The 25,334-nt window shown below is 71.9% G+C and carries 23 protein-coding genes and 2 pseudogenes; 11 read left to right on the top strand and 14 right to left on the bottom strand.

Annotated elements, in window-relative coordinates; translation table 11 throughout:
* A partial coding sequence (locus tag C1I93_RS05005) for a cellulose binding domain-containing protein (protein ID WP_181445015.1) occupies nucleotides 1-434 on the bottom strand: 434 nt, incomplete at its 3' end.
* A 191-nt stretch (nucleotides 435-625) separates the two neighbouring features.
* Between C1I93_RS05005 and C1I93_RS05000 the strand changes: the two genes are divergently transcribed.
* Nucleotides 626-1,297: an NADPH-dependent F420 reductase gene (locus C1I93_RS05000; RefSeq protein ID WP_111242023.1), complete on the top strand. Its 672-nt coding sequence runs from the start codon at nucleotides 626-628 to the stop codon at nucleotides 1,295-1,297.
* Nucleotides 1,298-1,307: 10 nt separating this feature from the next.
* Here C1I93_RS05000 and C1I93_RS04995 read toward each other — a convergent pair whose 3' ends face one another.
* Nucleotides 1,308-1,874 carry a GNAT family N-acetyltransferase gene (locus C1I93_RS04995; protein WP_111242033.1) on the bottom strand — a complete coding sequence of 189 codons (567 nt, stop codon included), beginning with the start codon at nucleotides 1,872-1,874 and terminating at the stop codon, nucleotides 1,308-1,310.
* A 128-nt stretch (nucleotides 1,875-2,002) separates the two neighbouring features.
* Between C1I93_RS04995 and C1I93_RS04990 the strand changes: the two genes are divergently transcribed.
* Together C1I93_RS04990 and C1I93_RS04985 are read left to right on the top strand one after the other, a co-directional pair.
* Complete coding sequence (locus tag C1I93_RS04990; RefSeq protein ID WP_146603427.1) at nucleotides 2,003-2,362, top strand: trypco2 family protein; 360 nt, start codon at nucleotides 2,003-2,005, stop codon at nucleotides 2,360-2,362.
* Nucleotides 2,359-3,567: a trypsin-like serine peptidase gene (locus C1I93_RS04985; RefSeq protein WP_111242021.1), complete on the top strand. Its 1,209-nt coding sequence runs from the start codon at nucleotides 2,359-2,361 to the stop codon at nucleotides 3,565-3,567. The genes C1I93_RS04990 and C1I93_RS04985 overlap by 4 nt, the downstream gene beginning before the upstream one ends.
* 189 nt (nucleotides 3,568-3,756) lie before the next feature.
* Here the strand turns inward: C1I93_RS04985 and C1I93_RS04980 are convergent, their stop codons facing one another.
* The 5 genes from C1I93_RS04980 to C1I93_RS04960 all read right to left on the bottom strand — a co-directional run bounded on the left by C1I93_RS04980 (nucleotide 3,757) and on the right by C1I93_RS04960 (nucleotide 7,293).
* Nucleotides 3,757-4,107, bottom strand: a complete 351-nt coding sequence (locus C1I93_RS04980) for a DUF2203 domain-containing protein (RefSeq protein WP_111242020.1) — start codon at nucleotides 4,105-4,107, stop codon at nucleotides 3,757-3,759.
* Nucleotides 4,108-4,165: 58 nt separating this feature from the next.
* Nucleotides 4,166-4,984, bottom strand: a complete 819-nt coding sequence (gene proC, locus C1I93_RS04975) for a pyrroline-5-carboxylate reductase (protein WP_111242019.1) — start codon at nucleotides 4,982-4,984, stop codon at nucleotides 4,166-4,168.
* A gap of 82 nt (nucleotides 4,985-5,066) precedes the next feature.
* A complete protein-coding gene (locus C1I93_RS04970; protein ID WP_111242018.1) occupies nucleotides 5,067-6,095 on the bottom strand; it encodes a 6-phosphofructokinase in 1,029 nt (342 codons plus the stop codon).
* A gap of 226 nt (nucleotides 6,096-6,321) precedes the next feature.
* Nucleotides 6,322-6,729 carry a pyridoxamine 5'-phosphate oxidase family protein gene (locus C1I93_RS04965; protein ID WP_181445013.1) on the bottom strand — a complete coding sequence of 136 codons (408 nt, stop codon included), beginning with the start codon at nucleotides 6,727-6,729 and terminating at the stop codon, nucleotides 6,322-6,324.
* A gap of 66 nt (nucleotides 6,730-6,795) precedes the next feature.
* Nucleotides 6,796-7,293 carry a polyadenylate-specific 3'-exoribonuclease AS gene (locus C1I93_RS04960; protein WP_111242016.1) on the bottom strand — a complete coding sequence of 166 codons (498 nt, stop codon included), beginning with the start codon at nucleotides 7,291-7,293 and terminating at the stop codon, nucleotides 6,796-6,798.
* Nucleotides 7,294-7,552: 259 nt separating this feature from the next.
* Here C1I93_RS04960 and C1I93_RS04955 point away from each other — a divergent pair.
* Nucleotides 7,553-8,246 (top strand): annotated as a pseudogene (locus C1I93_RS04955) (Crp/Fnr family transcriptional regulator).
* Nucleotides 8,247-8,334: 88 nt separating this feature from the next.
* On the opposite strand, the gene C1I93_RS04950 reads toward C1I93_RS04955, so the two are convergent.
* A complete protein-coding gene (locus tag C1I93_RS04950) occupies nucleotides 8,335-8,559 on the bottom strand; it encodes a hypothetical protein (protein WP_111242015.1) in 225 nt (74 codons plus the stop codon).
* Nucleotides 8,560-8,724: 165 nt separating this feature from the next.
* On the opposite strand from C1I93_RS04950, the gene C1I93_RS04945 reads away from it, so the two are divergent.
* The 3 genes from C1I93_RS04945 to C1I93_RS04935 all read left to right on the top strand — a co-directional run bounded on the left by C1I93_RS04945 (nucleotide 8,725) and on the right by C1I93_RS04935 (nucleotide 14,885).
* A complete protein-coding gene (locus tag C1I93_RS04945) occupies nucleotides 8,725-12,258 on the top strand; it encodes an adenylate/guanylate cyclase domain-containing protein (RefSeq protein ID WP_111242014.1) in 3,534 nt (1,177 codons plus the stop codon).
* A 191-nt stretch (nucleotides 12,259-12,449) separates the two neighbouring features.
* Entirely contained in the window at nucleotides 12,450-13,292 is an 843-nt protein-coding gene (locus C1I93_RS04940; RefSeq protein WP_111242013.1) for a DUF308 domain-containing protein, read from the top strand.
* A gap of 180 nt (nucleotides 13,293-13,472) precedes the next feature.
* Nucleotides 13,473-14,885: an alpha,alpha-trehalose-phosphate synthase (UDP-forming) gene (locus C1I93_RS04935; RefSeq protein WP_111242032.1), complete on the top strand. Its 1,413-nt coding sequence runs from the start codon at nucleotides 13,473-13,475 to the stop codon at nucleotides 14,883-14,885.
* A gap of 45 nt (nucleotides 14,886-14,930) precedes the next feature.
* Here C1I93_RS04935 and C1I93_RS04930 read toward each other — a convergent pair whose 3' ends face one another.
* The 6 genes and pseudogenes from C1I93_RS04930 to C1I93_RS04905 form a co-directional block, all read right to left on the bottom strand.
* Nucleotides 14,931-15,752 carry an alpha/beta hydrolase gene (locus C1I93_RS04930; RefSeq protein WP_111242012.1) on the bottom strand — a complete coding sequence of 274 codons (822 nt, stop codon included), beginning with the start codon at nucleotides 15,750-15,752 and terminating at the stop codon, nucleotides 14,931-14,933.
* Nucleotides 15,749-17,158: a flavin-containing monooxygenase gene (locus C1I93_RS04925; RefSeq protein ID WP_111242011.1), complete on the bottom strand. Its 1,410-nt coding sequence runs from the start codon at nucleotides 17,156-17,158 to the stop codon at nucleotides 15,749-15,751. The genes C1I93_RS04930 and C1I93_RS04925 overlap by 4 nt, the downstream gene beginning before the upstream one ends.
* Before the next feature lie 92 nt (nucleotides 17,159-17,250).
* Complete coding sequence (locus C1I93_RS04920; RefSeq protein WP_181445012.1) at nucleotides 17,251-17,940, bottom strand: endonuclease/exonuclease/phosphatase family protein; 690 nt, start codon at nucleotides 17,938-17,940, stop codon at nucleotides 17,251-17,253.
* Nucleotides 17,941-17,956: 16 nt separating this feature from the next.
* A complete protein-coding gene (locus C1I93_RS04915; RefSeq protein WP_111242031.1) occupies nucleotides 17,957-18,904 on the bottom strand; it encodes an ROK family glucokinase in 948 nt (315 codons plus the stop codon).
* A pseudogene (locus tag C1I93_RS04910) lies at nucleotides 18,846-19,522 on the bottom strand (hypothetical protein). The gene C1I93_RS04915 and the pseudogene C1I93_RS04910 overlap by 59 nt, the downstream one beginning before the upstream one ends.
* 40 nt (nucleotides 19,523-19,562) lie before the next feature.
* A complete protein-coding gene (locus tag C1I93_RS04905) occupies nucleotides 19,563-20,018 on the bottom strand; it encodes an SRPBCC family protein (RefSeq protein ID WP_111242009.1) in 456 nt (151 codons plus the stop codon).
* 145 nt (nucleotides 20,019-20,163) lie between these two features.
* Between C1I93_RS04905 and C1I93_RS04900 the strand changes: the two genes are divergently transcribed.
* From C1I93_RS04900 to C1I93_RS04885, 4 genes are all read left to right on the top strand, one after another.
* Nucleotides 20,164-21,963: an AMP-dependent synthetase/ligase gene (locus C1I93_RS04900; protein ID WP_111242030.1), complete on the top strand. Its 1,800-nt coding sequence runs from the start codon at nucleotides 20,164-20,166 to the stop codon at nucleotides 21,961-21,963.
* A gap of 14 nt (nucleotides 21,964-21,977) precedes the next feature.
* Nucleotides 21,978-23,672 (top strand): sensor histidine kinase, encoded by a 1,695-nt coding sequence (locus tag C1I93_RS04895; protein WP_111242008.1) that lies wholly within the window; start codon nucleotides 21,978-21,980, stop codon nucleotides 23,670-23,672.
* Between the two features lie 7 nt (nucleotides 23,673-23,679).
* Nucleotides 23,680-24,348, top strand: a complete 669-nt coding sequence (locus C1I93_RS04890; protein WP_007072219.1) for a response regulator transcription factor — start codon at nucleotides 23,680-23,682, stop codon at nucleotides 24,346-24,348.
* A 171-nt stretch (nucleotides 24,349-24,519) separates the two neighbouring features.
* On the top strand, nucleotides 24,520-25,329 hold the full coding sequence (locus tag C1I93_RS04885; protein ID WP_111242029.1) for an SAM-dependent methyltransferase: 810 nt from the start codon (nucleotides 24,520-24,522) through the stop codon (nucleotides 25,327-25,329).
* Nucleotides 25,330-25,334: the final 5 nt, after the last annotated feature.

Genomic DNA, 25,334 nt, shown 5'->3' with positions numbered 1-25,334 from the left:
GTGGTGGTGGGCGTGGTGGTCGGTGGGGTCGTGCCACCGCCGCAGGCCGCGCCGTTGACGGTGCAGTTCAGCGGCGCCCGATACCCGCCGGTGCCGTTGTAACCCCAGCTGAAGGAGTCGCCGGGGGCCAGGGCACCGGCCCAGCTCTTCTTGACCGCCACGTACCGGTTGCCGTCGCGGGTGACGTCGGCGTCCCAGGAGCTGCTGATGGTGGTGCCCGCGGGCAGCTCGAACTCGATCCGCCAGGTGCTGACGCTGGCGCTCGAACCGTTGGTGATGGTGACCTTCGTTTCGTGACCGGTCCCCCAGTCCGACGCCCGGGTGAACGAGGCGGTCACGTTTCCGGCGCCGAACGCGGAGGCCATCGGGACGGTGGCGACGGTCACCGCGACCACGGCACCGAGCCAGAGGGCCCGCCGGAGCGATCTCTTCATGTGGCGCCTCCAAACAGTTAGGAAACTTTCCAAAAGGATGAGGAGACGCTACTCACACGACACCACTTCGTCAAGATGTCCATGTATCGATCAATCGTCCGGGTGACCCCGGTCAACGCCCTGTCCCGGCGAGCGACGGGTGGGAAGCGCGGGTGCGGGGTACGTTCGCAAGGGACGAAGGGAGTGGGTCTGTGACCACCGTGGGGTTTATCGGGAGTGGGCACATCGGGGGGACGGTCGCGCGGTTGGCGGTCAACGCCGGTTACGACGTGGTGTTGAGCAACTCACGGGGGCCGGAAACCCTTGCCGACCTGGTGGACGAACTGGGTCCACAGGCCAGCGCGGGCACCGTCGAGGCGGCAGCCCGCGCCGGTGACCTGGTCGTGGTCACCATCCCGCTCAAGGCGTACCGGTCGGTGCCGGCCGCACCGCTGGCCGGCAAGCTCGTCATCGACACCAACAACTACTACCCGGAACGGGACGGTCAGTTCCCGGAGTTGGACGATGGCGCCACCACCAGCAGCGAGCTGCTGCAACGCCAGCTACCCGAGGCGCGGGTGGTGAAGGCGTTCAACAACATCTTCTTCAAGCACCTGCTCGCGCTGGCCCGCCCCACCGGCGCGGCCGATCGCAGCGCGTTGCCGATCGCCGGCGACGACCCACAGGCCAAGAGCGCCGCCACCGCTTTCCTCGACCGGATCGGCTACGACGCGTTCGACGCCGGCGCCCTCGCCGACAGTTGGCGTTTCCAGCCGGACACCCCGGCCTACGGCGTCATCTACTCTGCCGACCCGACCAACTGGGAGCAGGCCGCCCCGGGTGACATCGGCAAGCTGCGGGCGGCGCTCGCCAAGGCCGGCTGAGCCCGGCCGTTCAGTCCGCGACGCCGCCGTCGCGCCGGGCCCGCCACTCGGGCGCCAGCACCGACCAGATCTCCAGGTCGATCCGGCCGTCCGGGCCGGGCGCCACCTGACGCAGTACGCCGTCCCGGCGCATGCCTAGCCGGCGGGCCACCGCGATGCTGCGTACGTTGCCGGCGGTCACCCGCCACTCGACCCGGTGCAGGCCGCGCTCGTCGACCACCCAGTCGATGAGCCGGCTGACCGCGCGGGTCACCAGGCCCCGCCCCTCGGCGGCCGGTTCCAGCCAGCAACCCGCCTCGCAGACTCCGGTCGCGGTGCTCAACGACACCAGCAGCACCCCGCCGACCAGGGTGTCACCGGACCAGATGCCCCAGATCCCGCCGTCGTCACGGGCCCACCTGTCGGCGTAGCGCTGGAGCACGTGCCGCGCGCCGTCGAGATCAGCGGCCACGAAGGATGGCGACACCCACGGCAGCATGCTCTCCCGGCCCCGGTCCAGATTGGCCAGGAACTCCTCGGCGTGCCAGGGGTTCAGCGGACGCAGGTGCGCGTCGTCGGTCAACGGCATGGAAAACATCAGCACTCCCCCGCGGCGCGGCCCAGCGCCCCGCTCACCGTAGTGCACCCGCGTCGCACCGGTGCCATCCGCTCGGCCATCCCCATTACCGGGCAGGGCGATTCCGCAGCCGACTTCCCCCTCATACCGTGGTCTTCCATCGATTGTCATTGACGACGGAATTCGAGGAGGATGCCTTGGAGGATCGGATCAGTGTGGCCGAGGTGATCTCCCAACTGCGAGGTGACCTGGCACTCGCCGCGTGGCAAGGTGAGCACAAGGACCCGAAGTTCAAAATCGGTGCGATTGAGCTGGAACTTTCCGTGGTCGTGGATCGGTCACGTCAGCGCGGCGGCCACGCGAAGTTGTGGGTGGTCGACGTGGGACTCGACCAGACCCGCTCATCGTCGGTCGTGCATCAGATCCGGCTCACGCTGCAACCGATAAACCCGGACGACCCGGACGGTGACTACATAGTCCATGGCCGGGCCCGGGCAGGCGAGGAATGACGGCCGGACAATCGCAGCCCAGCGGTGGGATCGATCCGGACCGGGTGGCCCTGATCCGGATCACCCGCCGGGTCGGCGGTCGACCCGAAAAATTCCGTGCCACCGGCTATTTGATCAACTCGAAGACGATCCTGACCGCCGGCCATGTGCTTGACGACGCGAGCGACGTCTCGGTGGAGTTCTTCGGCGGTGACGACGGCGAGCCCGTGCGGGTCCAACCCTCGACGAGGTGGTCCGCGCAGGCCCGTTTCGGCGTGGACATCGGCATCCTCCGGGTCAACCACCCGAAGATCCGCACCACGAAGCCGGCCCTGATCGGCCGGATCAGCCGTGTTGACCGGAAGGTGGCGTGCGGCACCGCCGGCTTCCCCGCGTTCAAGCTGCGGCGCAGATCCGCCGATCCGCGCGGCGCCGTCAAGTTCCGGGACATGGTGCGGCGGGACGGTCGGATCATGACCCTCTCCAATCACCGGAGCAGGACGGTAGAGGTGCTTGTCGATCCGCCGGGAGAGTCGTCGCCGAGGCCCTGGGAGGGGATGTCCGGGGCACCGATATTCGTCAACGGCTACATCATTGGCGTGGTCAGCGAACACCATCCCGATGACGGTCCGGGCACGCTCACCGGCACACTGTTGGCGGAACTGTTCGGCACGGTGCCCGCCACCGAGATGGGGAAGGTCTGTGGATGGCTCGACACCAGCACGGAACTGCTCAAGATAATCAACGTGCTGACGCTTGACGACCATGAGTTGACGGACCCGCCAGTGGACCTCTCGGACCGGGTCTTGCGCAACCTGCGTACGTTCGGGTGCCGGCCGGTGTCGCAGGTCCCGCCGCTGCGCGTCAACCTGTCCCGGTCGAGGCACCGCCTGCCCTCCCACGAGCAGGTGCTCGGGTTGAGATTCGACAAGGACTTCGTCTACGTGCACTTTCTCGTAAAGCTGGCACAAGGATTTCCCGCCTCGGTGATCCTGACCGAGGACAGAATGAGCATCTACGACATGTTCGGCGGGCGAGTGGCCGTGTCGTACACCGAAATGCGCGGCGTGACGACCGAGGTCGTGTATCACACGGTGCCGAATGCTGACGGCAGCAGGGATTACCAGGTGCCGGCCCACAAGTTGAACCTGGCCGGTCGGACCATCGAGACCCGCGACGACGGCGCCATGAAGATCGCCACGACGATCTCCCGTTGGCTGGACTGACGCCCAACCCTTCCGACGCCGGTCCGGCCTCCCAGGTCGCCAGAAACCAGAACTGACACCGAGTGACGCAGGATCACGTGGCGGGCGTTCGCCGGCCGCAGGTAGGCCGACGGCTAGCTGCCTTGATCAGCCGGTCGGATGATCAATCTCGGGCCGACCGTACGCCCGCAGTCGCCTGTCGACCCACTGTCAGACCCGGCGGCGGCCGGCGAAGCCGCAGTCGGCGCGGTGGTACCAGCGCACGTCGGTGTCCCCCTCCAGCCAGCACCAGAGGACCTGCCGGCCGTCGCGCTCGCCGGGAAAGTCGAGCAGCACCGGAGCCACGCTCTTGATCTCGATGCCGTGCTGCCGTAGCTCGTCGAGGATCGCGTGCAGCCGGGCCTCCAGCCCTTTGACCTCGGGCCGGCCGCCGAGCACGCTGAGCCCGTGGGCGGCCAGGTCGGCCTGCAACTCGGCCAGGTCGGCCCGGACCCGGATCAGCTCGTCGATGCGGGGGTGCAGGGTGGCCACCAGGTGTCGGGCCTGGGCGAGAGTGAACACCGCGCCAGTATGCGCCACCGGACCGACCGGCGGGAGGCGACGCAGGGCCAAAGCGGGCTCACTCCGCCTGGGCGGCCAGCTCCCGGGCCCGGTCGCGGGCCGCTTCGAGGGCGGCCAGCAACGCCGCGCGTACGCCATGGTTTTCCAGCTCGCGGATGGCGGAGATGGTGGTACCGGCGGGCGAGGTGACCGCCTCGCGCAGCTTCACCGGATGCTCGCCGGAGTCGCGCAGCATCACCGCCGAGCCGATCGCGGTCTGCACGATCAGGTCGTGCGCCACCTGCCGGGGCAGACCGAGCAGGATGCCCGCGTCGGTCATCGCCTCGACCAGCAGATAGAAGTAGGCCGGGCCGGAGCCGGAGAGCGCGGTCACCGCGTCCTGCTGGCTCTCCGGCACCCGGAGCGTCGCGCCCAGCGGCTTGAACATCTCCTCGGCCAGCGCCAGGTGCTCACCGGTGGCGTACGCCCCGGCCGAGATGGCGCTCATCGCCTGGTCCACCAGGGCCGGCGTGTTGGTCATGACCCGCACCACCGGGGTGCCGTCGGGCAGCCGGCGGCTGAAGAAGCTGGTGGGCAGGCCCGCGCAGAGCGAGATCACCAACTTGTCGGCGGGCACCTTCGGTCCGATCTCGTCCAGCAGCGCGGCGGCGTCCTGCGGCTTGACCGCCACCGCCAGCACCTCGGCCTCGTCCACGGCGGTCAGATTGTCCACCACGCGTACGCCGTAGCGGGCGGCCAACTCGTCGGCCCGCCCCGGCCGGCGGGCGGTGGCCAGCAGCCGGTCCACCGGCCAGCCCGAGCGCAGCAGCCCGGAGAGCATCAGCTCGCCGATCTTGCCCGCCCCGATCACCGCGACCGTGTGCCTGCCGTCCACCATGCCGTCGTACCCCTCTTTTCCATCGTCCGCACCGTCCCCACCCCGCCGTGGTGCGGTGGGGTGGGGACGGTGGGCACGGTGATCAGCTGCCGAAGAAGACCTCGGCCTCGGCGTAGCGCTCCAGCGGAACGGTCTTCAGCTCGCGGGTGGCGTCGGCCAGCGGCACGCGGACGATGTCGGTGCTCTGCATCGCGACCATCTTGCCCCAGTCGCCCTCGTGCGCCGCGTCGATCGCCTGCAGGCCGAGCCGGGTGGCGAGCACCCGGTCGAAGGCGGTCGGGGTGCCACCGCGCTGGATGTGCCCGAGCACGACCGTGCGGGCCTCCTTGCCGGTCTTCGCCTCCAGCTGCTCGGCCAGCCACTGACCGATGCCGCCGAGGCGGACGTGGCCGAAGGCGTCCAGCTCCTGGTTCTGGAGCACCATCTGGCCCTCGAGCGGCTGCGCGCCCTCGGCGACCACGACGATCGGGGCGTACTGGTGCTGGAAACGCTTCTCGACGTAACCGGCGACCTGCTCGACGTCGAAGTTCCGCTCCGGCAGCAGGATCACGTTCGCGCCACCGGCCAGGCCGGCGTGCAGGGCGATCCAGCCGGCGTGCCGGCCCATCACCTCGACCACCAGGGTGCGGTGGTGGCTCTCGGCGGTGGTGTGCAGCCGGTCGATCGCCTCCATGGCGATGTTCACCGCGGTGTCGAACCCGAAGGTGTAGTCGGTGGCGCCGAGGTCGTTGTCGATGGTCTTCGGCACGCCGATGACGTTGACACCCAGCTCGTGCAGTTTGGTGGCGACACCGAGGGTGTCCTCACCGCCGATGGCGATGAGGGCGTCGACGCCCTGCGCGGCCAGGTTCTCCTTGATCCGCTCGACGCCATTCTCGATCTTGAAGGGGTTGGTCCGGGAGGAGCCGAGGATGGTGCCGCCGCGCGGCAGGATCCCCCGCACCTCCGCGATGCCGAGCGGGCGGGAGAGTCCCTCCAGCGGGCCCTTCCAGCCGTCCCGGAACCCCACGAACTCGTGGCCGTAGCTGGCGACGCCCTTGCGGACCACCGCCCGGATGACCGCGTTGAGACCTGGGCAGTCGCCGCCGCCGGTGAGCACGCCGATACGCATGATCCGCTCATCCTCCTGGGGAGCATCTGGTCAAGCCCGTTCAAGCCCCAGGATATGTGTCAGTTTCAGACCATCGGCGCCGTTGCCGGCCCGGGGCGGGCCGTCACCTGCGACTGTATCCGCCGCTGGCCCATGCCCGACACCGCGCCCCGCTACCGGTCAGTAGGCGGACCTGTTAAAAGGGGGCCCTTCCTATACACCAGGCGTTAACAGGGGGCCCCTCCTTTCACTCCCAGAGGTGGGTGGCGGTGACGTGGACGGCGATCAGAGTCAGTCCGGTGGTCTCCGGCCCGTTCGGGAACCATGCGGACAGCCCCGGCTGCCACAGCCAATCGGCGCGATCCCGCTGGTACTCGTCGCGCGCGGTGCCGGAGAGCGACACCCAGCACCGCTCCTGCGGCATGCCGAAGCCCACCGCCACCTCCGGGTTCACCCGCAGTTGGCGGACCAGGGAGGAGTCGGCGTGCGCGAAGAACCACAGTTCGCCGTCGAAGTCCGCCTGTTGCAGCAGCATCGGCCGGCCGGTCAGCCGGCCGTCGAGGGCGATCGTGGTGAGTGTGCAGACCCGGGCTGCCCGGATCAACCCGGTCACCTGACGCCGTCGCTCCGCGATGTTCATCGCCTCGTGATCCATACCGACGGCACTCCTCTGCATCGCCCCGTTGGCCGGTACCGGTGCCCCGGCTGAGACGGAACAAACCTACGAAGCGGTCATCGTCCGCCAGCGGGCCAGGTTGTGCCGGGCGTCGACCAGAGCGTCGTGCCGGGCCGCGGCGGCGCTGGGCAGGCGTGGCCGACCTCGATCGTCCCAGAGTTGCCGCAGTTCCTTGGTGAAGCGCGGTATTTCCCGGGGCAGCGCCGGCATCGAGCCCCAGAGCTGCGCCAGCGCCACGTGGTCGTACGCCGCGTACCAGGCCCACAGCTCCAGTTCCTCGCCGGGGCGGTCCCGGATCGGCGCGATCAGGAAGTCGTGCAACTCGTCGCGGATGCGCTCCCGGGACCGCCAGGCCCGGTCGGCCGGCGAGGGCAGCTTGTCCAGCACGTTGCGGCGCACCCAGGGCACCGCCCGGGACGCGTCGAACTCGGTGGAGACCGCGTAGAACTCGCGGCCGTACTCGTCGACGACGCCGATCGAGACCAGCTCGACGGTCCGGCCGTCCTCGATGAACTCACAGTCGTAGAAGTAGCGGTAGGACATCCCCGCCATCCTCGCCCACGCCCGTCCCGGCGACACCGGCGGGGCGTGCAGACGGGAGCGCTTCCACCGTTTTGTCCCACGTCAGCCGCCACTCAGGTGGTAACGGAAGTGATTCGAGGGGTGTACAGCACGCGACCGGGCCGTCATGATCTGATGTGTACCGCTACCGGACGCGGAACGGGTGTCGGATCACCTCGTCAGGGGCCACCAGGCTCACCCGGTGAGCGAGTGGGGTCCTTGACCGGGGAGGGGTGGGACCGTGGAAATGCGCCTGCCGGAGCCGGGCGACGCGCTCACGGGTGTCGACATGTTCGCCGGGCTGGAGCCCGAGGTGCGCCAGCGGGTGATCGCCGCCGCGGTGCCTCGGACGTACCGCAAGGGCCAGTTGCTGTTCGTGGAGAACGACCCGGGCGAATCGCTCATCGTGCTGCGCCGGGGCGCGGTGGCGGTGTTCCGCACCGCGCCGACCGGCGAGCGGGCCGTGCTGTCGGTGATCCGACCGCCGGACGTGCTGGGCGAGGTCTCCCTGTTGGACGCCTCCACCCGGTCCGCCTCCGCCGAGGCGATCGAGGACTGCACCGCCCTGGCCCTGTCCCGGGGGGGCCTTCATGGAGCTGGTCCACTCGAATCCGCGCATCCTCGACGCGGTGATGCGCTCGCTCGGTGCGCTCATCCGTCGGCTCACCGAGCAGAACGCCGACCATGTCTTCCTCGACCTGCCCGGGCGGGTCGCCAAGACACTGGTCCGGCTGGCCGGCGAGAGCCAGGCCCCGATGATCACTATCGAGTTGAACCAGAGCCAGCTCGCCGAGATGGCAGGTGGCTCCCGGCAGAGCGTCAACCAGGCGATCGGGTCGTTCGCCAACCGGGGGTGGCTGCGGACCGAGGGCCGCCGGATCGTGGTCACCGACGTGCCGGCGCTGCGCCGCCGCGCCGGGATGAACGAGCGCTGAGAAAGCCGCGCCGGGATGAACGAGCGCTGAGAGACCAGAAGGGGCCGGGACGCTTGCGCGCTCCGGCCCCCGGCGTGGTGTGCCGCGGTCAGGGCTTGACGCTGCCCGGACCGACCCATTCGGCACCGCCCGGACCGGCCCATTCGCCGCCGTCCTTGCCGCCACCGCCACCGCCACCGTCGACCTGCTCGCTGACGATGCCCTGGGCCTGAAGGTCGGCCAGCGTCGCGGCGTCGACGTCGACGGAGTCACCGGCCAGGTGGGTGACCCCGTTACCGTCGGTCCACTCCTGCTGGAGCATGACGTAAACCATGAAACTGTCCCCCTGATCAGCATTCGACGTTCGGCTGCCTGAATCTAGCCGTTTCCGAGATGCCGGTGGAGGGTGGTGCAGTGTCCACAAGCCAACAGCCCGGTACCCGACAGAGCGCTGGTCGGCGATACTCGACCGGGCGCCTGCGGGCGCCGGAGCCGGCCAGTGGAGGGTGTCATCGCCGCGCGATGTGACCGCTGTGGACGCACCGCCTCCGACGGCGACCGCTTCTGCGGTGGCTGCGGAGCGGAGCTCGGCTCGGTCTGCCCACATTGTTTCCGGCCGCTCGCCGCCGACGTGGCCTTCTGCACCGCCTGCGGTGCTCCCCGGCCGGGCAGCAGCGCACCGGCGGCCATCGCCCAGGAGGACCGCCGTCGGGTCAGCGTGCTCTTCGTCGACCTGATCGACTTCACCCCGTACGTCGAGCGGGCCGACCCGGAACTGGTCCGGGGCATGCAGACAGGCTTCTTCTCGGCGGCCCGACGGGTGGTCGGCCAGTACGGCGGCGTGGTGGAGAAATACATCGGCGACGCGGTGATGGCGCTGTTCGGCGCGCCGATCGCCACCGAGACCGACGCGCTGCGATGCGTACGGGCCGGGCTGGAGTTGCAACGGGTGCTCACCCGGTTCACCCCCACCGGCACCGACGGGCTGCGTTTCCGGGTCGGGGTGGCCACCGGCGAGGCACTCGTCGACGTGGCCGCCGCCCGCGACGGCGGGCAGGCGATCGTGGCCGGCGACGTGGTCAACACGGCCTCCCGGTTGCAGTCGGTGGCCCCACCCGGCGGGGTGCTCGTCGACGGCAGCACGCACGCGCTGACCCGGGACACCATCCGCTACGCCGAGCAGCCGCCGGTCACCCTGCGCGGCCGGTCGGCGCCGACCGAGGTGTGGCTGGCGCTGGCCGCGGTGCGTCAGCAGCCCACCGACCGGGAACCGGACGCCACTCCGCTGATCGATCGCGAGCACGAGCTGGGCATGCTCGTCAACGCCCTGCACCGCAGCCTGCGCGACCGGCGGCCGCAGGTGGTGACGGTCTTCGGCCGGGCCGGGATCGGCAAGAGCCGGCTGGTCCGCGAGCTGCACCGGCACACCGGCCGGCTGGTCGACGAGCCGCTGACGTGGCGTACCGGACGCTGCCCGCCGTTCGGCGAGAACGTCACGTTCGCCGCGCTCGCCGACGTGGTCAAGGCCGAGGCGGGCATCCTGGACACCGACCCGGCCACCAGCGCCGCGCAGCGACTCACCACGGCCGTGGCCGAGCTGGTCGGGCCCGGCGAGCGGGACCGGGTGGTCGACGCGTTGCGCCCGCTGGTCGGCCTGCCCGGTCCGGCGCTGCCGGCCGAGGAGGCGGAGTCGGCGTGGCGGCGGTTCCTGCTGGCCCTGGCGTCCCGCCGCCCGACCGTGCTGGTCTTCGAGGACCTGCACTGGGCCGACGACGCGATGTTGCGCTTCGTGGAACTGCTCGGCGCGGCCGCCCGGGACGTGCCGCTGCTGCTGCTCTGCACCGCCCGGCCCGAGCTGGTCGAGCGGGATCCGAGTTGGGCCGGCACCATCACCGGCTCGGTGACGATCACCCTGCCGCCGCTGCGGGACACCGGCATCGCCGCCCTCTACGCGCACATGTTCGGTCAGGCCGCGTTCTCCGCCGACCTGCTGACCCCACTGATCGAGGTGGCCGGGGGCAATCCGCTCTACGCCCACGAGTACGTCCGGATGCTCATCGAGCAGGGTGCGCTGCGCCAGTCCGGGCGGGCCTGGTCGCTGGAGAAGCAGTTGGACCTGCCGATGCCGGAGAGCGTGCACGCGGTCATCGCCAACCGCGTCGACCTGCTCGACGCCAAGGACCGGACGGTGCTGCTGGCGGCGGCGGTGGTCGGGATTCAGTTCTGGCCCGGTGCGGTGGCCGCCGCGGTCGGGCAGTCGGTCGAGTCGGTGGAACGGGCCCTGCGCCGGCTGGAGCAACGCGACTTCGTCCACGAGCAGGGCGCCTCCACCATGGCCGGGCAGCCGGAGTACCGCTTCCGCCACGTGCTGGTGCGCGACGTGTGTTACCAGCGGCTGCCGCGCACCGAGCGGGTGGCCCGGCACGAGCGGACCGCCGACTGGCTGGACACCCTCTCGCAGAGCCGGGACACCGACCTGGCCGAGGTGCTGGCCCACCACCGCTGGGCGGCGCACGAGATCGCCCGGTCGCTGGACATGGCGACCGACAGGTACGCCGGCCCCGCCCGCGCCGCCCTGCACCGGGCGGCGCGGCGGGCGTACGCGCTGCACGGGTTGGACGCCGCCGCCGGTCACGCCGCTCGGGCCCTCGGCCTGACCGACGAGACCGACCCGCTGGGCCGGCTCCAGTTGGAGCTGCTCAGCACCGAGATCTCCTTCTACCGGGACGGCAACGCGTTTCTCTCCGGCGGCGGGTCGGAGCAGTTGCGGGCCCTGGCCGGCCGGTTGCTGGCCGGCGGTGACGAAGCCTGCGCGGCGCGGGCCTGGACCCTGCTCGGCCAGGCGGCCTGGTTGCGGGCCGACCGGCAGGCGGCACTGGCCTGCCTGGACCGCGCCGTGCAGCTGTTCGAGCCGCTGCCGGACAGCGCGCAGAAGGCGGACGCCTATGCCGAGCTGGGCCGGTTGCACATGCTCAACTACGAGCGGGACGCCGCGGTGGCCGCGGCGGACACGGCCGTGCGGATCGCCGAGCGGCTGGGGTTGACCGAGACCCACACCAACGGCCGGATCACCGCGGCCACCGCCCGGTACCAGGCCGGAGACCGGGCCGGCCTGGACGAGTTGTACAGCATCGTGGAGTTCGCCCGGGCCCGGCAGTTGCTGGCGCTGCCCCGGGCCATCCAGAACCTCGCGTACGCCGTCTGTGAGGAGGGCGACTCGCGGCGCTTCGACGCGTTGCTGTCGGCCGCCCCGGCCCGGACCGCCAGCGGGCAGTCGTTGACCACCAGCTACTCCGCCGAGGCGGTGCGGTCCTGGTTCGCCGGGGACTTCAGCCGGTTCCTGGCCGCCGCCGAGGCGTTCGTGGACACCCCGACCGGCAGCTGGGACATGCAGGTACGCGGGCTGCGGGCGGTGCTGCTGGTGCTGCGCGGCCAGCCGGTGCCGCCGGCCGGGCCGGGTCGCGACGACGTGGCCGACGCGCTGGACACCGCCCGGCGCAGCGGCTTTCACCGGGTGCACTGGACGATGCTGGCGATGGGCGCGCTGTGCCGGGCTCTGCAGGGGCGTACCGACGAGGCCGGTGCCCTGATCGACGAGCTGGCCGAGTCGTGGACGGCGGTGCCGGCGCTGGCCAGCGGCGAGTGGATCGCCGCGGCCGCCTGGGCGGCGAGTCTGTCCGGACGTAAGCCGGCGGCCCGGGTGCGAGCCATGTTGGATCAGGTCGGCCACCGTACGCCCTGGTCGGAGGCGGCACTGCGGGCGGTGACCGGCGCGCTGGCGGGCATCGACGGCGACCACCGGCACGCCGCCGACCTGTACCTCGCCGCCGCCGACATCTATGCCGGGATCCCTGATCTGACCGACAGGTTGCTGGCGCTGACCCTCGCGCTGCGGGAACTGGCGTCGACAGGTGAGCCGGCGGAGAGCGATCCGCTGCTACCCGAGGTGCGCGCCTTCGCCCACCGCAACGCCGCGCCCGGCCTGCTCGCCCTGGCCCACCCGACCACCGACACCCGCTCGCTGGCCGGTTGACGGAGACGACACCGCACGCTGCGCGTAAACGGACAAAGAGCCCGGCCCTGACCAGCCCGGAAGGGCCACCACCGTACGCCGCGCCACAAGGCACTCCCCGAACCCGCCCCGGACGTGTCACGATTCAGAGCACGGCGCAGATTGGCGCGCCGACGGGGCACGCGGGGGCGGCGCGACGAGGAGGCTGGTCGGTGTCAGCGGGTGGGGCCCGCCGGGGACGGCGGGACAACGGGCTCGACGCGAGCGAGTACGCCGTCGCCGGCGATGTCGACCCGCGGGTCGGCGAGCACCTGCTCGACGTGCTGGCCGCTGGTGGCATCGCCGCCTATCTGCAGCCCTCGGCCGACCTGAACCCGGTCACCCGCACCACCACCGTTCCGGCCCGTCCGGTCGACCGGCTCTACGTGGATCGTTCCCACCTGAGCACCGCCCGTGACTACCTGAGTCAACTGGCCGACGAGAGCGGTGCCGGGCGCGCCGACACCGAACCCGACATCGACGCCGAGTGGGCCCGCATCGTCGCCGGTTTCCACCGCACCCCCGGCGCGGGTGAGCATCCCTGGCCCGCCGCCGAGGACGTGGACGATCCGGCCGAGGGCGGTGGCACCGGCGCGTCGACCCGGTCCGGTGCCGACGAGCCGGCCGCGCCGACCGCGACCGACGTGCGGCGCCTGCCGTGGGCGGCGGACGTCTCGGGCGTGTCGGTGGGCCGTGGCCCCCGCGACGCCGACGAGTCCCTGCTGGAGGGCCTGGACACCTTCGGCGCCGACCTGCCCGACGATCCGGACGCCGAGGAACGGTACGTCCCGCCGCCGCCTCCGCCACTGCCCCGGGTCTCGAAGTACGCGGTGGCCGGGGTGCTCGCCATCGTCGTCGGCTTCCTGCTCTTCGTCTTCCCCGGTCTGCTGCCCGCGGACCGGGGCATCGTGACCCTGCTCGGCTTCACCGGCATCCTCGCCGGCTTCGTCACGCTCGTGTGGCGGCTGCGTCCGGGTGACGAGGAACGCGACCCGGACGACGGCGCGGTGGTCTGAGCAAGTCACCGCGCACGGTAGCCGCCCGGATACCGGGACGGGACCCGCCCGCGCCAGATGGCGTAACAGTGGTGTAACTTACTGTCAGTAGGAATACCGCAGTACGTCACGTCACCCCGCCGACTGCCCGGTTGTTCCTTTCTCGTGGCGGTCGCACCCCTGCTGATCGGAATGCCCGAGATGCGACAGAGTTCCCTCGTGGTGGTGGCCAACCGCCTGCCCATCGACGACAGCGTGGCTCTCGACGGCGCCTGCGAGTGGCGTCGCAGCCCCGGTGGGCTGGTGAGCGCGCTGCATCCGCTGCTGCGACACACTCCGGCGACCTGGGTGGGCTGGGCCGGTGGCACCGGTCCCGCGCCCGCGCTGCCCGACGTCGACGGCGTACGGATGCAGAGTGTCCCGCTGACCACCGACGACCTGCGCGACCACTACGAGGGCTTCGCCAACGCGACGCTCTGGCCGATCTACCACGACGCGGTCGAGCAGCCGGAGCACCATCGCCGCTGGTGGGACGCGTACCAGCGGGTCAACCAGCGGTTTGCCGAGGCCACCGCGAAGGTGGCCGAGACCGGCGCGGTGGTCTGGGTGCAGGACTACCACCTCCAGCTGGTGCCGGGGCTGCTCCGCGCGCTCCGCCCCGACCTGCGCATCGGTTTCTTCCTGCACGTGCCCTTCCCGCCGCCGGAGTTGTTCATGCAGTTGCCCCGCCGGGCCGAGCTGCTGCGCGGGATGCTCGGCGCGGACCTGGTCGGTTTCCAGCGCGCCCAGGCCGCGCACAACTTCGCCCAGCTGGCCACGAAGGTGCTCGGGCTGCCGGCCACCGACCGGCGGATCGCGTTCGACGGCCGGATGGTGCGCATCGGCGCGTTCCCGGTCTCCATCGACACCGCGGAGATGTCCGCGTTGGCCGGCCGCCCGGAGGTGGTCGACCGGGCCCGCCGGCTGCGCCACGATCTCGGCAGCCCCGACCAGGTGATTCTCAGCGTCGACCGGATGGACTACACCAAGGGCATCGAGCAGCGCCTCAAGGCCTACAGCGAGCTGCTCGAAGGCGGGCACGTCAAGGTCCGCGACACGGTGCTGGTGCAGGTGGCGGTGCCCAGCCGGGAGCGGGTCGGGCAGTACCAGATCCTCCGCGAGCGGGTCGAGCGGGAGGTCGGGCGGATCAACGGCGAGTTCGGCCGGGTGGGCGAGCCGGCCATCCACTACCTCACCCAGCCCTTCGACCGGGCCGAGCTGGCCGCCCTCTACCGGGTCGCCGACGTGATGGCGGTGACCCCGCTGCGGGACGGGATGAACCTGGTCGCCAAGGAGTACGTCGCCGCCCGGGTGGACGACGCCGGCGCGCTGCTGCTCAGCGAGTTCGCCGGTGCCGCCGCCGAGCTGCCGCAGGCGTACCTGGTCAACCCGCACGACCTGGAGGGACTCAAGCAGGCGCTGCTGGCCGCGCTGCGGGCCGAACCGGCCGACGTGCGCGCCCGGATGCGGGCCATGCGGGACCACCTGCGCGAGCACGACATCCACGCCTGGGCCCGGTCGTACCTCTCCGCGCTGGACCAGAGCGGTTCCCTGCTCACCCGGCTCGGCGGCTGACGGCCGCCGGGCCGGGACACCTCGCGCTGACGGCCGCCGGCCGGGTCAGCGCACCTCGCCGCGGATCGGGTTCTTGACCAGCCAGTCCAGGATGGCGTCGATCGGCTCCTGCCACCGGGCGTCGAGCATCAGGTCGTGCCCCATGCCGGGAAAGAGCAGCGGCGCCGAGCCGTAGCGCCGGGCCGCCCGGGTCAGCGCCGTCGCCGGCAACACCCGGTCGTCCGGGCTGCCCAGCACCAGCACCGGTGGGCCGCCCACCGGTGGCTCCGGGTCGGTGCCGGTCAGCAGCTCCCACTGGGCGCGTCGGGCCGCCCGGCCGAGCCGGTTTGTGTGCCGGCGCGCGTCGGCGTCGGGCGTCTCCCGGCCGAAGAGCTGCCGGCGGCTCAGTCGCAGCCCGCCGCCGAACACCGCGGGCAGGGTGCCGAGCGGGTTGCGACGCAACGCGGCACCGAACGTCGCCCAGCCGCCGAGCACCGGCGCCACCAGCACCGCCGCCCGGGCCGGGTACCGGGCCAGGGCGTGCGCGACCACCAGGGCCCCGGCGCCGTGCCCCACCAGCACCGCCTGGCGCGGCAGGCTCGCCGCCACCTGGACCACGTCATGGGCGTACGCCCGCAGCGTCGCCTCCGGCGCCGGTCCGCTGCCGCCGTGCCCGCGCAGGCTGACCGCGTACGCCGGGAAGCCCCGCGCGGCGGTGTGCCCGAGCCAGTGCTCGGCGTACGCCCAGGCGCCGTGGCCGAAGCCGGGCACGAAGAGCAGCGGTGGCTGGCCCTCGTCGAGTTCGGGTCGGGCGCTGAGCACCTCGCGCCGGACCGGACGGACCGGCCGGGCCCACTCCCCGCTCCGGATCACCCGCTCGCCGTTCACTTGCCGCCCTCCAGGTCGCGCAGCGCACGCTCCAGGGCGCGCAGGTAGTCGACGTGGCCGACCTCGAACCAGTGCCGGGTCGAGTCCTTGACCGGCCCCGCGTATCGTTCGCCGGCTCCGGAGCGGGCCCGGGCGGCGAAGGCGGCGGCCCGCTCCGGCCGGGTGGTGCGCAGCCGCAGCAGCCGGGCGAAGAGCACGCTCTGCCAGTGCGCCAGCGGAAACAGGCCCGAGTCGGGCTGGAGCAGACCGGCCACCGCGAGGGTGGGGTGGTCCGGCACGAAGGCGTGCAGCCAGAGCCGGGGGCGGCCGACGCCCTCGTCGTCGCCGAGCACCTTTGGATCGAGGAACTCGAAACGCGGCAGGTAGCCGGTGGCGAAGACGACCAGGTCAGGGTCGATCCGCCGGCCGTCGGTCAGCTCCACCGTGGGCGAGTCGAACCGGGCCACGTCCGGCACCGGGCTGATCGCGCCGTGCCCGACGTAGTAGACGAGTTGGCTGTTGGCGATGGGGTGGGTCTCGTACACCCGGTGGTCGGGTCGGGGCAGGCCGAAGCGGGTCAGGTCGCCGACGGTCAGGCGCAGGGTGCGGTGATAGAGCCACTGCCGCAGCCGCAGCGGCACCCGCAGCGCCAGCAGGGTGTCGTTGATCTGGTCGGCGGGGCGGCCGAAGACGTACTTCGGGGCGTACCAGTAGCCGCGGCGGGTGGAGTGCCAGCAGTGCGACGCCTGCTGCGCGGCCTCCACCGCGATGTCGCAACCGGTGTTGCCGGCGCCCACCACCAGCACCCGCCGGCCCCGTAGCTGCGCCGGGTCCTTGTAGGACGAGGCGTGCATGACCTCGCCCCGGAACTGCTCCAGCCCCTCGTAGCGGGGCAGCTTCGGCGACCAGTTGTGGCCGTTGGCGATCAGCACGGCGGCGTATCGGGAGGTGCGTTCGGGTCCGTAGCCGCCGGTGCTGCGGGTGGTCACGTCCCAGCGGTCCTCGGCGACCGGTTCGACCCGGATCACCTCGGTGCCGAACCAGATGTGCCGGCGCAGGTCGAAGTGGTCGGCGTACCGCTCGAAATAGGACAGCAGCTGGCTGTGGTGCGGGTAGTCCGGCCAGTCGTCGGGCATCGGGAAGTCGGGAAACTCGGTGAACGGTCGCGACGAGACCAGATGGGTGCTGGCGTACACCGGGCTGCGGTCGTGCCGCCAGTTCCAGGCGCCGCCGACACCGGTCTCCCGCTCGTAGCAGTCGACGCCGAAGCCGTGCTCGACGAGGTTCTTCACCGCGGTCAGGCCGCTCGCGCCGGCGCCGATGACGCAGACGGTGTCACCCCGGTCGGAGACCGGACGGCCGTCGCGGGTGCGGGCGAGCGTGGCCGGCTCCGGATCGGGCCGTGACTGCTCGGTGGGGGTGGGCACCGGGGATCTCCTTCGTCTCGGCACGAGTGCCGGGTCGGGCGAAATCCTTCCGACAACGGCGCGCGATGTCCAGTCCGCTTGTCGGCGGGTGGTCAGCCGTCGGCGGGCAGCAGCAGATCGACCAGGACCGGGAAGTGGTCACTGGCCCGGCGGGTCAGCGCAGTGTCCAGCACGTCGTAGTCGCGGACGGTGATCCGCGGGTCGACGAAGAGCGCGTCGATGCGCCGGCGGGGGTCCGCGCAGGAGTAGGTGAGCCGCTCGGTCCGGTCGGCGGCCACCGCCGCGTCGGTCAGTCCCTGGGCGACGACGGCCCAGGCCGGCCAGCCCGGTTCCTCGTTGAGATCGGCCGCGGCGATCACCGGGTGGGGTGCCGCCGCCAGGTCGCGTTTGAACAGTTCGGCCTGGCTCGGCCGTTCGGCCGGGTCGGTGGAGAGGTGCGAGCCGGCCACGGTGAAGCGCGCCGCGCCGTCCACCAGGCAGTCGGCGTACGCGGCACCGCGCAGGTGCCGACCCGGGGTGAGCGGGAAGCGCCGGCACCGGGTGCTGGTCACCCGCACCCGCAGGCTGGTCAGCAGCACGTTGCCCAGCGACGGCAGACCACCGGCGGCGACCACCAGACCGAACGAGGATGCCAGCGCGGCGGTCTTCGCCCGCCACCGGAACCGGCGCGGTCCCTCCTGGACGACCACCACGTCCGGCGACGCCGCGCGAACCACCTCGGCCAGCGCGGCGGTGTCGTCGCGCTGGCCGTGGATGTTGTAGGACAGGACCCGCAAGGGCACGCGGGGCGGGGTCACCTCAGAGCCGCCGGGCCAGGTCGGCCGCGCCGATCACCCCGGCGGAGTTGCCCAGCTCAGCCGGGTGGATCTCGGCCACCGGCAACCGGCTGCGCTGCGCGAGGGCCTCGGTGAACGACCGGCGGGTCGGCCCCATCAGCAGGTCACCGGCATCGATGACGCCGCCGCCGACGACCAGGATCTGCGGGTCGAGGATCTGGGCCATGTCCGCCAGGCTGGTGCCGAGCCACCGTCCGACCTGGGCGAACGCTTCGGCGGAGACCGGGTCGCCGCCCTTGGCCGCCGCCGTCACCATGGGTCCGGTGATCGCCTCGGCCTCGCCGTCGGCGAGCCGCAGCAGCGCGGTGGCCCGGTGTGGTTCCTGCCGGGCGGCGGCGCGGGCGAACCGGACCAGGGCGCTGCCGCTGGCGTACTGCTCGATGCAGCCGAGCCGGCCGCAGCCGCACTGGTGCCCGTCGGGAACGGTGAGCATGTGACCCAGTTCGGCGGCGATGCCGTGGGCACCCCGGACCAGCTCGCCACCGAGCACGATGCCGCCGCCGACACCGGTGCCGATGGTGAACATGACCATCGAGTCGTCGGCGTGCCGGGCGGCGCCGTAGCGGAACTCCGCCCAGGCGGCCACGTTGCCGTCGTTCTCGACGATGACCGGCAGTCCCACCGCCGCGCTGACGTACGCCCGCAGCGGCTCGTCCCGCCAGGCCAGGTTCGGCGCGAAGAGGACGGTGGAGCGGCTCGCGTCGATCCAGCCCGCCGCGCCGATGCCGACCGCCTGGATCTCGTGCCCGCCTGCCAGCTCGGTGACCAGCTCGATGATGACGTCGCGGGTCTTGCCCACGTCATCGGCGGGGGTGTCCCGTCGGGTCTGCACGAGCACCCGGCCGGTGTCGTCAACGACACCGCCGGCCACCTTCGTGCCACCCACGTCGACTCCGATGGTGAGCGTCACCGCTGCCACTCCCCTCTGCTGTGCCACCCCGCACGCCCGGCCTGGCCGGGTGTCGCGGGTCTTTCGTGGTCAGGCTCCGTCGCCTGCTGCGGCGGCCGGGGCGGGGGTGTCCGGCGACCGGGTCGCGACGGACCAGACGTCCCGCTCCGGTGCCGGCTGAGAATCATGCCCGGTACGGGTCGCCTCGCGCCACACGTGGTCGCTGTCCGGACCCGTGCCGGAGCCCGCCGGGGGCTCGTTGACCGGCTCGTCGACCGGCTCGGTGGTCGTCGCGACCGTCGGCTCGGCGGGGGTGAAGGCGCGGAGGAAGCTGGCGAGGCCGGCGGCCAGATCGCCCGCGCCAGTGGCCAGCCGCTCGGCGAATTCCGGACTGGGGTCACGGAGAGCCGCTATCCCCCGGCAAACCGGGCAAACGCAGCATTCCGCCGCACCGGTGGCGAACCCGGCCGTGGGCGCGCCGGTGGCGCCGCTGTGACCGAGGACACTCGTCACCATCCCACCGAGCGGTCCCCAGGACGACCCGGCCCCGGCGGCGCCCGCCATCCGTGCGGTGGCCAGCACCGTGGCCACCAACCGCTCCGCCTCTTCCCGGGCGGAGCCCGGTTCCGTTGCACCCATGCTGGGCTCCTCTACCGTGACGGCCGGGTGGGCGGAGGCGTCACTGCGCCGCACCCGGTGTTTCTACCCGGCGCTTGAGCTGCTTCAACGCGGCATCCATGATCATTTTCTCGGCCTTGCGGCGGAACATCCCGAGCATCCCGACGGCGAGTTCCACCTCCAGCGTGTAGGTCACGGTGGTGCCGCCGTCGTCGTTGGCCACCAGGTCGTACGAGCCACGCTGGGCCTTCTGCATCTTCGAGGGGGACACCAGGTGCCATTCGATGCGGGACAGGTCCTCGGCGTAGGCGTACGCGAGCACGTACTCGTCGACCAGCACCCCCGCGTCCAGGACAAACCGCACCTGACTGGGATAACCGTCCTCGTACTCCTCGACGACAGTGGCCGCGCGGACCGCGTCGGTCCACTCCGGGTAGCTCGGGAAGTCGCAGATGACCGCCGCGACCCGGTCCGGTGCCGCGTCGATCACGATCGACTGGGTGGAGGAGTCCGCCATGTCGGGGAGGCTACCCGTCCGGTGCGTGCCCGCGCGTCGCGCCGCCCACCTGCGCTGTCAGCCGACCCACAGGAGCAGGTAGGTTTCGACAGGAGGCCGCCGCGGCGGCCGGTGATCCGGCCAGAGTGAGCACGAGGGAGTGCAGGTGCGCGAGTTCTCCGTCCCACCGATCGTCACCGTCGGCGATTCGGCAAATCTCACCGATCCGGTCTGGGACAACGCGGAGGCCGCGCCGGACGCGGTGCAGTTCATCCGCCGCGACGCGACGGGCGGCCGGGTGGAGGTCACCTGCCGGGAGTTCCGCGACGAGGTGGTGGCGGTCGCCCGCGGGCTGGTCGCCGCCGGGGTGCGCCCGGGTGACCGGGTCGGCCTGATGAGCCGGACCCGCTACGAGTGGACCCTCGTCGACTACGCCGTCTGGGCCGCCGGTGCGGTCACCGTGCCCATCTACGAGACCTCCAGCGCCGAGCAGACGGCCTGGATCCTGGCCGACTCCGGCGCGGTTGCCGTCGTGGTGGAGAGCACCGCACACGCCACGCTCGTGGCAGGCGTCCGGGACCGGCTACCCGAGCTGACCCACCTGTGGCAGATCGACCTGGGTGGCGTCGACGAACTGGTGAGTGCCGGCGCGGCGGTCGAGCCGGCCGAGATCGACAGCCGGCGCGCGGACCTGCGTGCCACGAACCTCGCCACCATCATCTACACCAGCGGCACCACCGGCCGCCCCAAGGGCTGTGTGCTGACCCACCGCAACATGTACGCCGACATCGCCAACGCGGTGCCGGTGCTGCCCAACCTCTTCGGCCCGAACGCCTCGACCCTGCTCTTCCTGCCCCTGGCGCACGCCTTCGCCCGGCTCATCCAGATCGGCGTGGTGCAGGCCCGGACCACCATGGCGCACTGCGCCGACCCCAAGCAGCTGCTCGCCGAGTTGCAGGAGGTCAAGCCCACCTTCGTGCTCTCGGTGCCCCGGGTCTTCGAGAAGGTCTACAACGGCGCCAAGCAGAAGGCCGAGGCGGGCGGCAAGGGCAAGATCTTCGCCCGGGCCGAGGCCGTGGCCATCGCGTACAGCGAGGCGTTGGAGACCTCCGCCGGGCCGGGCCTGGCCCTGCGCGCCCAGCACGCCCTCTTCGACCGGCTGGTCTACGGCAAGCTGCGGGCCGCGCTCGGCGGTCGCTGCCGCGACGCGATCTCCGGCGGTGCGCCGCTCGGCGCCCGGTTGGGGCACTTCTTCCGCGGCGTCGGGGTGACCGTGTACGAGGGGTACGGGCTCACCGAGACCTCCCCGGCCGCCTCGGTGAACCTGCCCGATTTCATCCGGGTCGGCACGGTCGGCCGCCCGCTGCCCGGGGTGACCATCCGCATCGCCGACGACGGCGAGGTGCTCATCGCCGGTGATCTCATCTTCGGCGGTTACTGGGGCAACGACGAGGCCACCAGCGAGGCGATCACTGACGACGGCTGGTTCCACACCGGCGACCTCGGTTCGCTCGACGGCGACGGCTACCTGACCATCACCGGCCGGAAGAAGGAGATCATCGTGACGGCCGGCGGCAAGAACGTCGCCCCGGCCGTGCTGGAGGACCAGGTCCGGGCGCACCAGCTGATCAGCCAGTGTGTCGTGGTCGGCGACCGGCAGCCGTTCATCGCCGCGCTCGTCACCCTGGACGAGGAGGCCCTGCCGGCCTGGCTGGAGTCGGCCGGACTGCCGGCCGACACCGACGTCGAGACGCTCCGCGAGCACGAGGGGCTGCGGGCGGAGATCCAGTCCGCTGTGGACCGGGCCAACGGGTCGGTCTCCCAGGCCGAGGCGATCAAGGTGTTCCGGATCCTGCCTCGGGACTTCACCGAGGCCACCGGCGAGCTGACCCCGTCGATGAAGGTGAAACGGCAGGTCGTCCAGAAGACCTACGCGGCGGAAATCGCCGACATCTACCGCGGCTGACTACGATCCGTCACGTGTCCGCCTCGACCTCGGCTCTGGCCCGATCCCACCCGCTCGCCGCCACGGCGCGGGTGGTCGTGCTGGCGCTGATCGCTGTCCTGACCCTGCTCGCCACCCGCGACCTGGCTCAACTGTGGTGGATCGTCCTGCTGGCGATCGCCGGACTGCCGGCGCTGCTCGCGCCGCAGCACCGGTTGATCGGTCCGCTCAGCCGGACCGCGGAGGTGGTGTTGCTCGGTCTGGCCGCGAGCCAGGTCGCCGCGGTCTCCACCATCGGCGGGCACATCGACGGCCTGGGCGCCTCCGCGGTGCTGCCGTACCTCGCGGTGCCGGTGACCGTCACGGCGCTGCGGCGCCGCTTCCGCGAGGGCGCGGTGCTGATCGCGATCGTGGCCGGCACCCTGCTGGTCGCCGGGGCGCTCACCGAGGTCGGCGGGGCGCGGCAGCTCACCCAGCCGGGCTACCTCGCGGTCTGCGCCCAGTGGCTGATCCTGGCCACGCTGGGCCTGTCCGCGGCGCGCACCCTGCACCGGGTGATGCTCGTGCGGCAGGACACCAAACCCCAGCCGTACGCGGAGGCGACCCGGCTGCTGACCCAGCTGCGTACGGTGGCCCGGCAGCTGCCCGGTGCCACGCTGGACCCGGGCGGGATCTCCGAGCACCTGCTGGAGGAGTTGCGCACGGTGGCCCGCACCGACCGCGGGGCGGTGCTCTCCGCCAGCGGCGGCGGGCGGCTGGTGGTGCTCGCCCAGATCGGCGCGGACCGGGTCGACTGGGAGACCACGCTCGACGCGGACTCGGCCATCGCCGACGCCTGGGCCAGCCAGCAGCCGCAGACCGCGGCCCGCTCGCAGTCCCGCTCGCACTCCGGCGGCGGCGTCTCGGCGCTCATCGTGCCGCTGGTCGCCGGGGTCCGCACGGTCGGTCTGGTGGTGCTGGAGGCGGACGCGGCGCAGGCGTACCCACCGCCGGTGGTGGCCCAGGTGACCGGGCTGACCGGCCCGGCGGCGCTGCGCTTGGAAGCCGCCCTGCTCTTCGACGAGGTGCGCTCGCTGGCCACCAACGAGGAGCGGCAACGGCTGGCCCGTGAGATCCACGACGGGGTGGCCCAGGAACTGGTGATGGTCGGCTACGGGATCGACAACGCCCTGGCCACCGTCTACGACGACGCCGAGGAGACCGCCGAGGCGCTGCGTACGCTGCGCCAGGAGGTCACCCGCGTGATCACCGAGCTGCGACTGAGCCTGTTCGAGCTACGCAGCGAGGTGGACCGGCACGGCGGTCTGGCCGCCGCGATCGCCGAGTACGCCCGCACCGTCGGCGCCTCCGGCGGGCTGCGGGTGCACCTGTCGCTGGACGAGTCCACCGCCCGGCTGCCCGCCGCCACCGAGGCCGAGTTGCTGCGCATCGCCCAGGAGGCGGTCACCAACGCGCGCAAGCACGCGGGAGCGTCCAATCTCTGGGTCACCTGCGAGGTGGATCCCCCGTACGCGCAGATCGAAGTGTCGGATGACGGTCATGGCATAGGTGACCAGCGCTCGGACGGGCACTATGGTCTTGCGATCATGGCCGAGAGAGCGGAACGTATCCGAGGCCGGTTGGAGATCAGACCGCGTCAGCCCAGTGGGACGACCGTGGCGGTGGTGGTCGGCTCCTCGCCCCGGCGGGATAACGTTCGCGGTAGCGCCGCCGCAGCAGAAGGGGAGTAACCCGAGGATGACCACAAGTCCGACACCGGCAACCCGTACCAAGGTCCTCCTGGTCGACGATCACGACTTGATCCGCAAGGGTCTGCGGCACGCCTTCGAGCGCGACCGGCAGTTCGAGGTCGTCGGCGAGGCGGCCACGGCGGCGGAGGGCGTACGGCAGGCCGGCGCGTTGCAGCCGGATGTGGTGATCATGGACCTGCGGCTGCCTGACGGCAGCGGCCTGGAGGCCACCCGGGCGCTGCGCAAGTCCAGCGCGTCGATGGGCATCGTGGTGCTCACCATGTACGCGGGCGACGACCAGCTCTTCGGCGCGTTGGAGGCCGGGGCGAGCGCCTTCGTGCCGAAGACCGCACCGGCCGACGAGGTCGTCGCCGCCGCCCGGCACGCCGCCTCCTCCCCCAGCGCCTTCACCGCCGCCGACCTGGCCGAGGCGATGAAGCGACGGCTCGCCCCGTCCGGGCCCCAGCTCTCCCCGCGCGAGGGGCAGGTGCTGCGCCTGCTCGCCGACGGGATGAGCGTCGCCGGCATCGCCAAGCAGCTGTTCGTCAGCGAGTCGACCGCCAAGACCCACATCTCCAAGCTCTACGAGAAGCTCGGCGCGGCCAACCGGGCCCAGGCGCTGATGACCGCGCTGCGGCTCGGTCTGCTGGAAGCACCGGACGCGCCGAAGTTCTGACGCCACCCGGCGCCACCGACCGCTGAAGATCCGTGCCCGCCCTCGCGCGGGCACGGATCTTTCACATTGATCCCTGTTCGTGTCACTGCGCTATGGTCTCCCCGACGGAAGCGGGGCAGAATACCCGCCGGGGCACAGACGCCCCGGACGGCGCACGAAGGGGTGAGCGGATTGCAGCGGCCCGACTGGGCACCCGAGACGATCGACGTCGAGCGGCCCAGCGTCGCGCGCATGTACGACTACTACCTGGGTGGCTCCCACAACTTCGCAGTGGACCGGGCCGCGGCCCAGACGATGATGGCGGCGGTGCCGGAGGCACCGCTGATGGCCCAGGCCAACCGGGCTTTCCTGCGCCGGGCGGTGCAGTACCTCACCGACGTCGGGATCCGGCAGTTCCTGGACATCGGCTCGGGCATCCCCACCGTCGGCAACGTCCACGAGATCGCCCAGCGGCACACCCCCGACGCCCGGGTGGTCTACGTCGACGTCGACCCGGTCGCCGTCGCGCACAGCCGAGAGATCCTGGCCGGCACCGACGGCACCACAGTCGTCCAGGAGGATCTGCGCCACCCCGAGCGGATCCTCGCCCACCCGGATGTCCGCGCGACGCTCGACTTCTCCCGGCCCGTCGCCGTGCTGGTGGTGGCGGTGCTGCACTTCGTCCCCGACCACGACCGGCCGGCCGAGTTGCTGCGGACCCTACGCGCGGCGTTGGCCCCGGGCAGCCACCTGGTGCTCTCCCAGGCCAGCGACGACGGCCGCGACGATGCCGAACGGGCCGAGGCCGAGCAGGTCTACCGGCGTACCGACAGCCCGCTGTCGGTACGCAGCCGGGCCGAGCTGACCGCTTTCTTCGACGGCTTCCAGCTCGTCGAACCCGGAGTGGTCTGGGTGCCGCAATGGCGGCCGGAGACCCCGGAGGACGCCGAGGACGCCGAGCGGGCGGTGTTCCTCGGCGGGGTCGGGCGGCTCGGTGGGTGAGCCAC

Origin of the sequence: Micromonospora endophytica (assembly GCF_003236305.1) — a bacterium.
GTDB lineage: Bacteria > Actinomycetota > Actinomycetes > Mycobacteriales > Micromonosporaceae > Micromonospora > Micromonospora endophytica.
Note: the sequence above shows the minus strand (reverse complement) of the source record. Positions and strands in the feature narration are given on the sequence as shown.

Bases quoted from the DNA above. Each gene is read 5' to 3' on its own strand.
- C1I93_RS04995 (WP_111242033.1), bottom strand. From the start codon at position 1,874: ATGTTTTCCATGCCGTTGACCGACGACGCGCACCTGCGTCCGCTGAAC.
- C1I93_RS04965 (WP_181445013.1), bottom strand. From the start codon at position 6,729: ATGGATCACGAGGCGATGAACATCGCGGAGCGACGGCGTCAGGTGACC.
- C1I93_RS04970 (WP_111242018.1), bottom strand. From the start codon at position 6,095: ATGCGTATCGGCGTGCTCACCGGCGGCGGCGACTGCCCAGGTCTCAAC.
- C1I93_RS04960 (WP_111242016.1), bottom strand. From the start codon at position 7,293: ATGTCCTACCGCTACTTCTACGACTGTGAGTTCATCGAGGACGGCCGG.
- proC (WP_111242019.1), bottom strand. From the start codon at position 4,984: ATGGTGGACGGCAGGCACACGGTCGCGGTGATCGGGGCGGGCAAGATC.
- C1I93_RS04950 (WP_111242015.1), bottom strand. From the start codon at position 8,559: ATGGTTTACGTCATGCTCCAGCAGGAGTGGACCGACGGTAACGGGGTC.
- C1I93_RS04935 (WP_111242032.1), top strand. From the start codon at position 13,473: ATGCGACAGAGTTCCCTCGTGGTGGTGGCCAACCGCCTGCCCATCGAC.
- C1I93_RS04905 (WP_111242009.1), bottom strand. From the start codon at position 20,018: ATGGCGGACTCCTCCACCCAGTCGATCGTGATCGACGCGGCACCGGAC.
- C1I93_RS04890 (WP_007072219.1), top strand. From the start codon at position 23,680: ATGACCACAAGTCCGACACCGGCAACCCGTACCAAGGTCCTCCTGGTC.
- C1I93_RS04985 (WP_111242021.1), top strand. From the start codon at position 2,359: ATGACGGCCGGACAATCGCAGCCCAGCGGTGGGATCGATCCGGACCGG.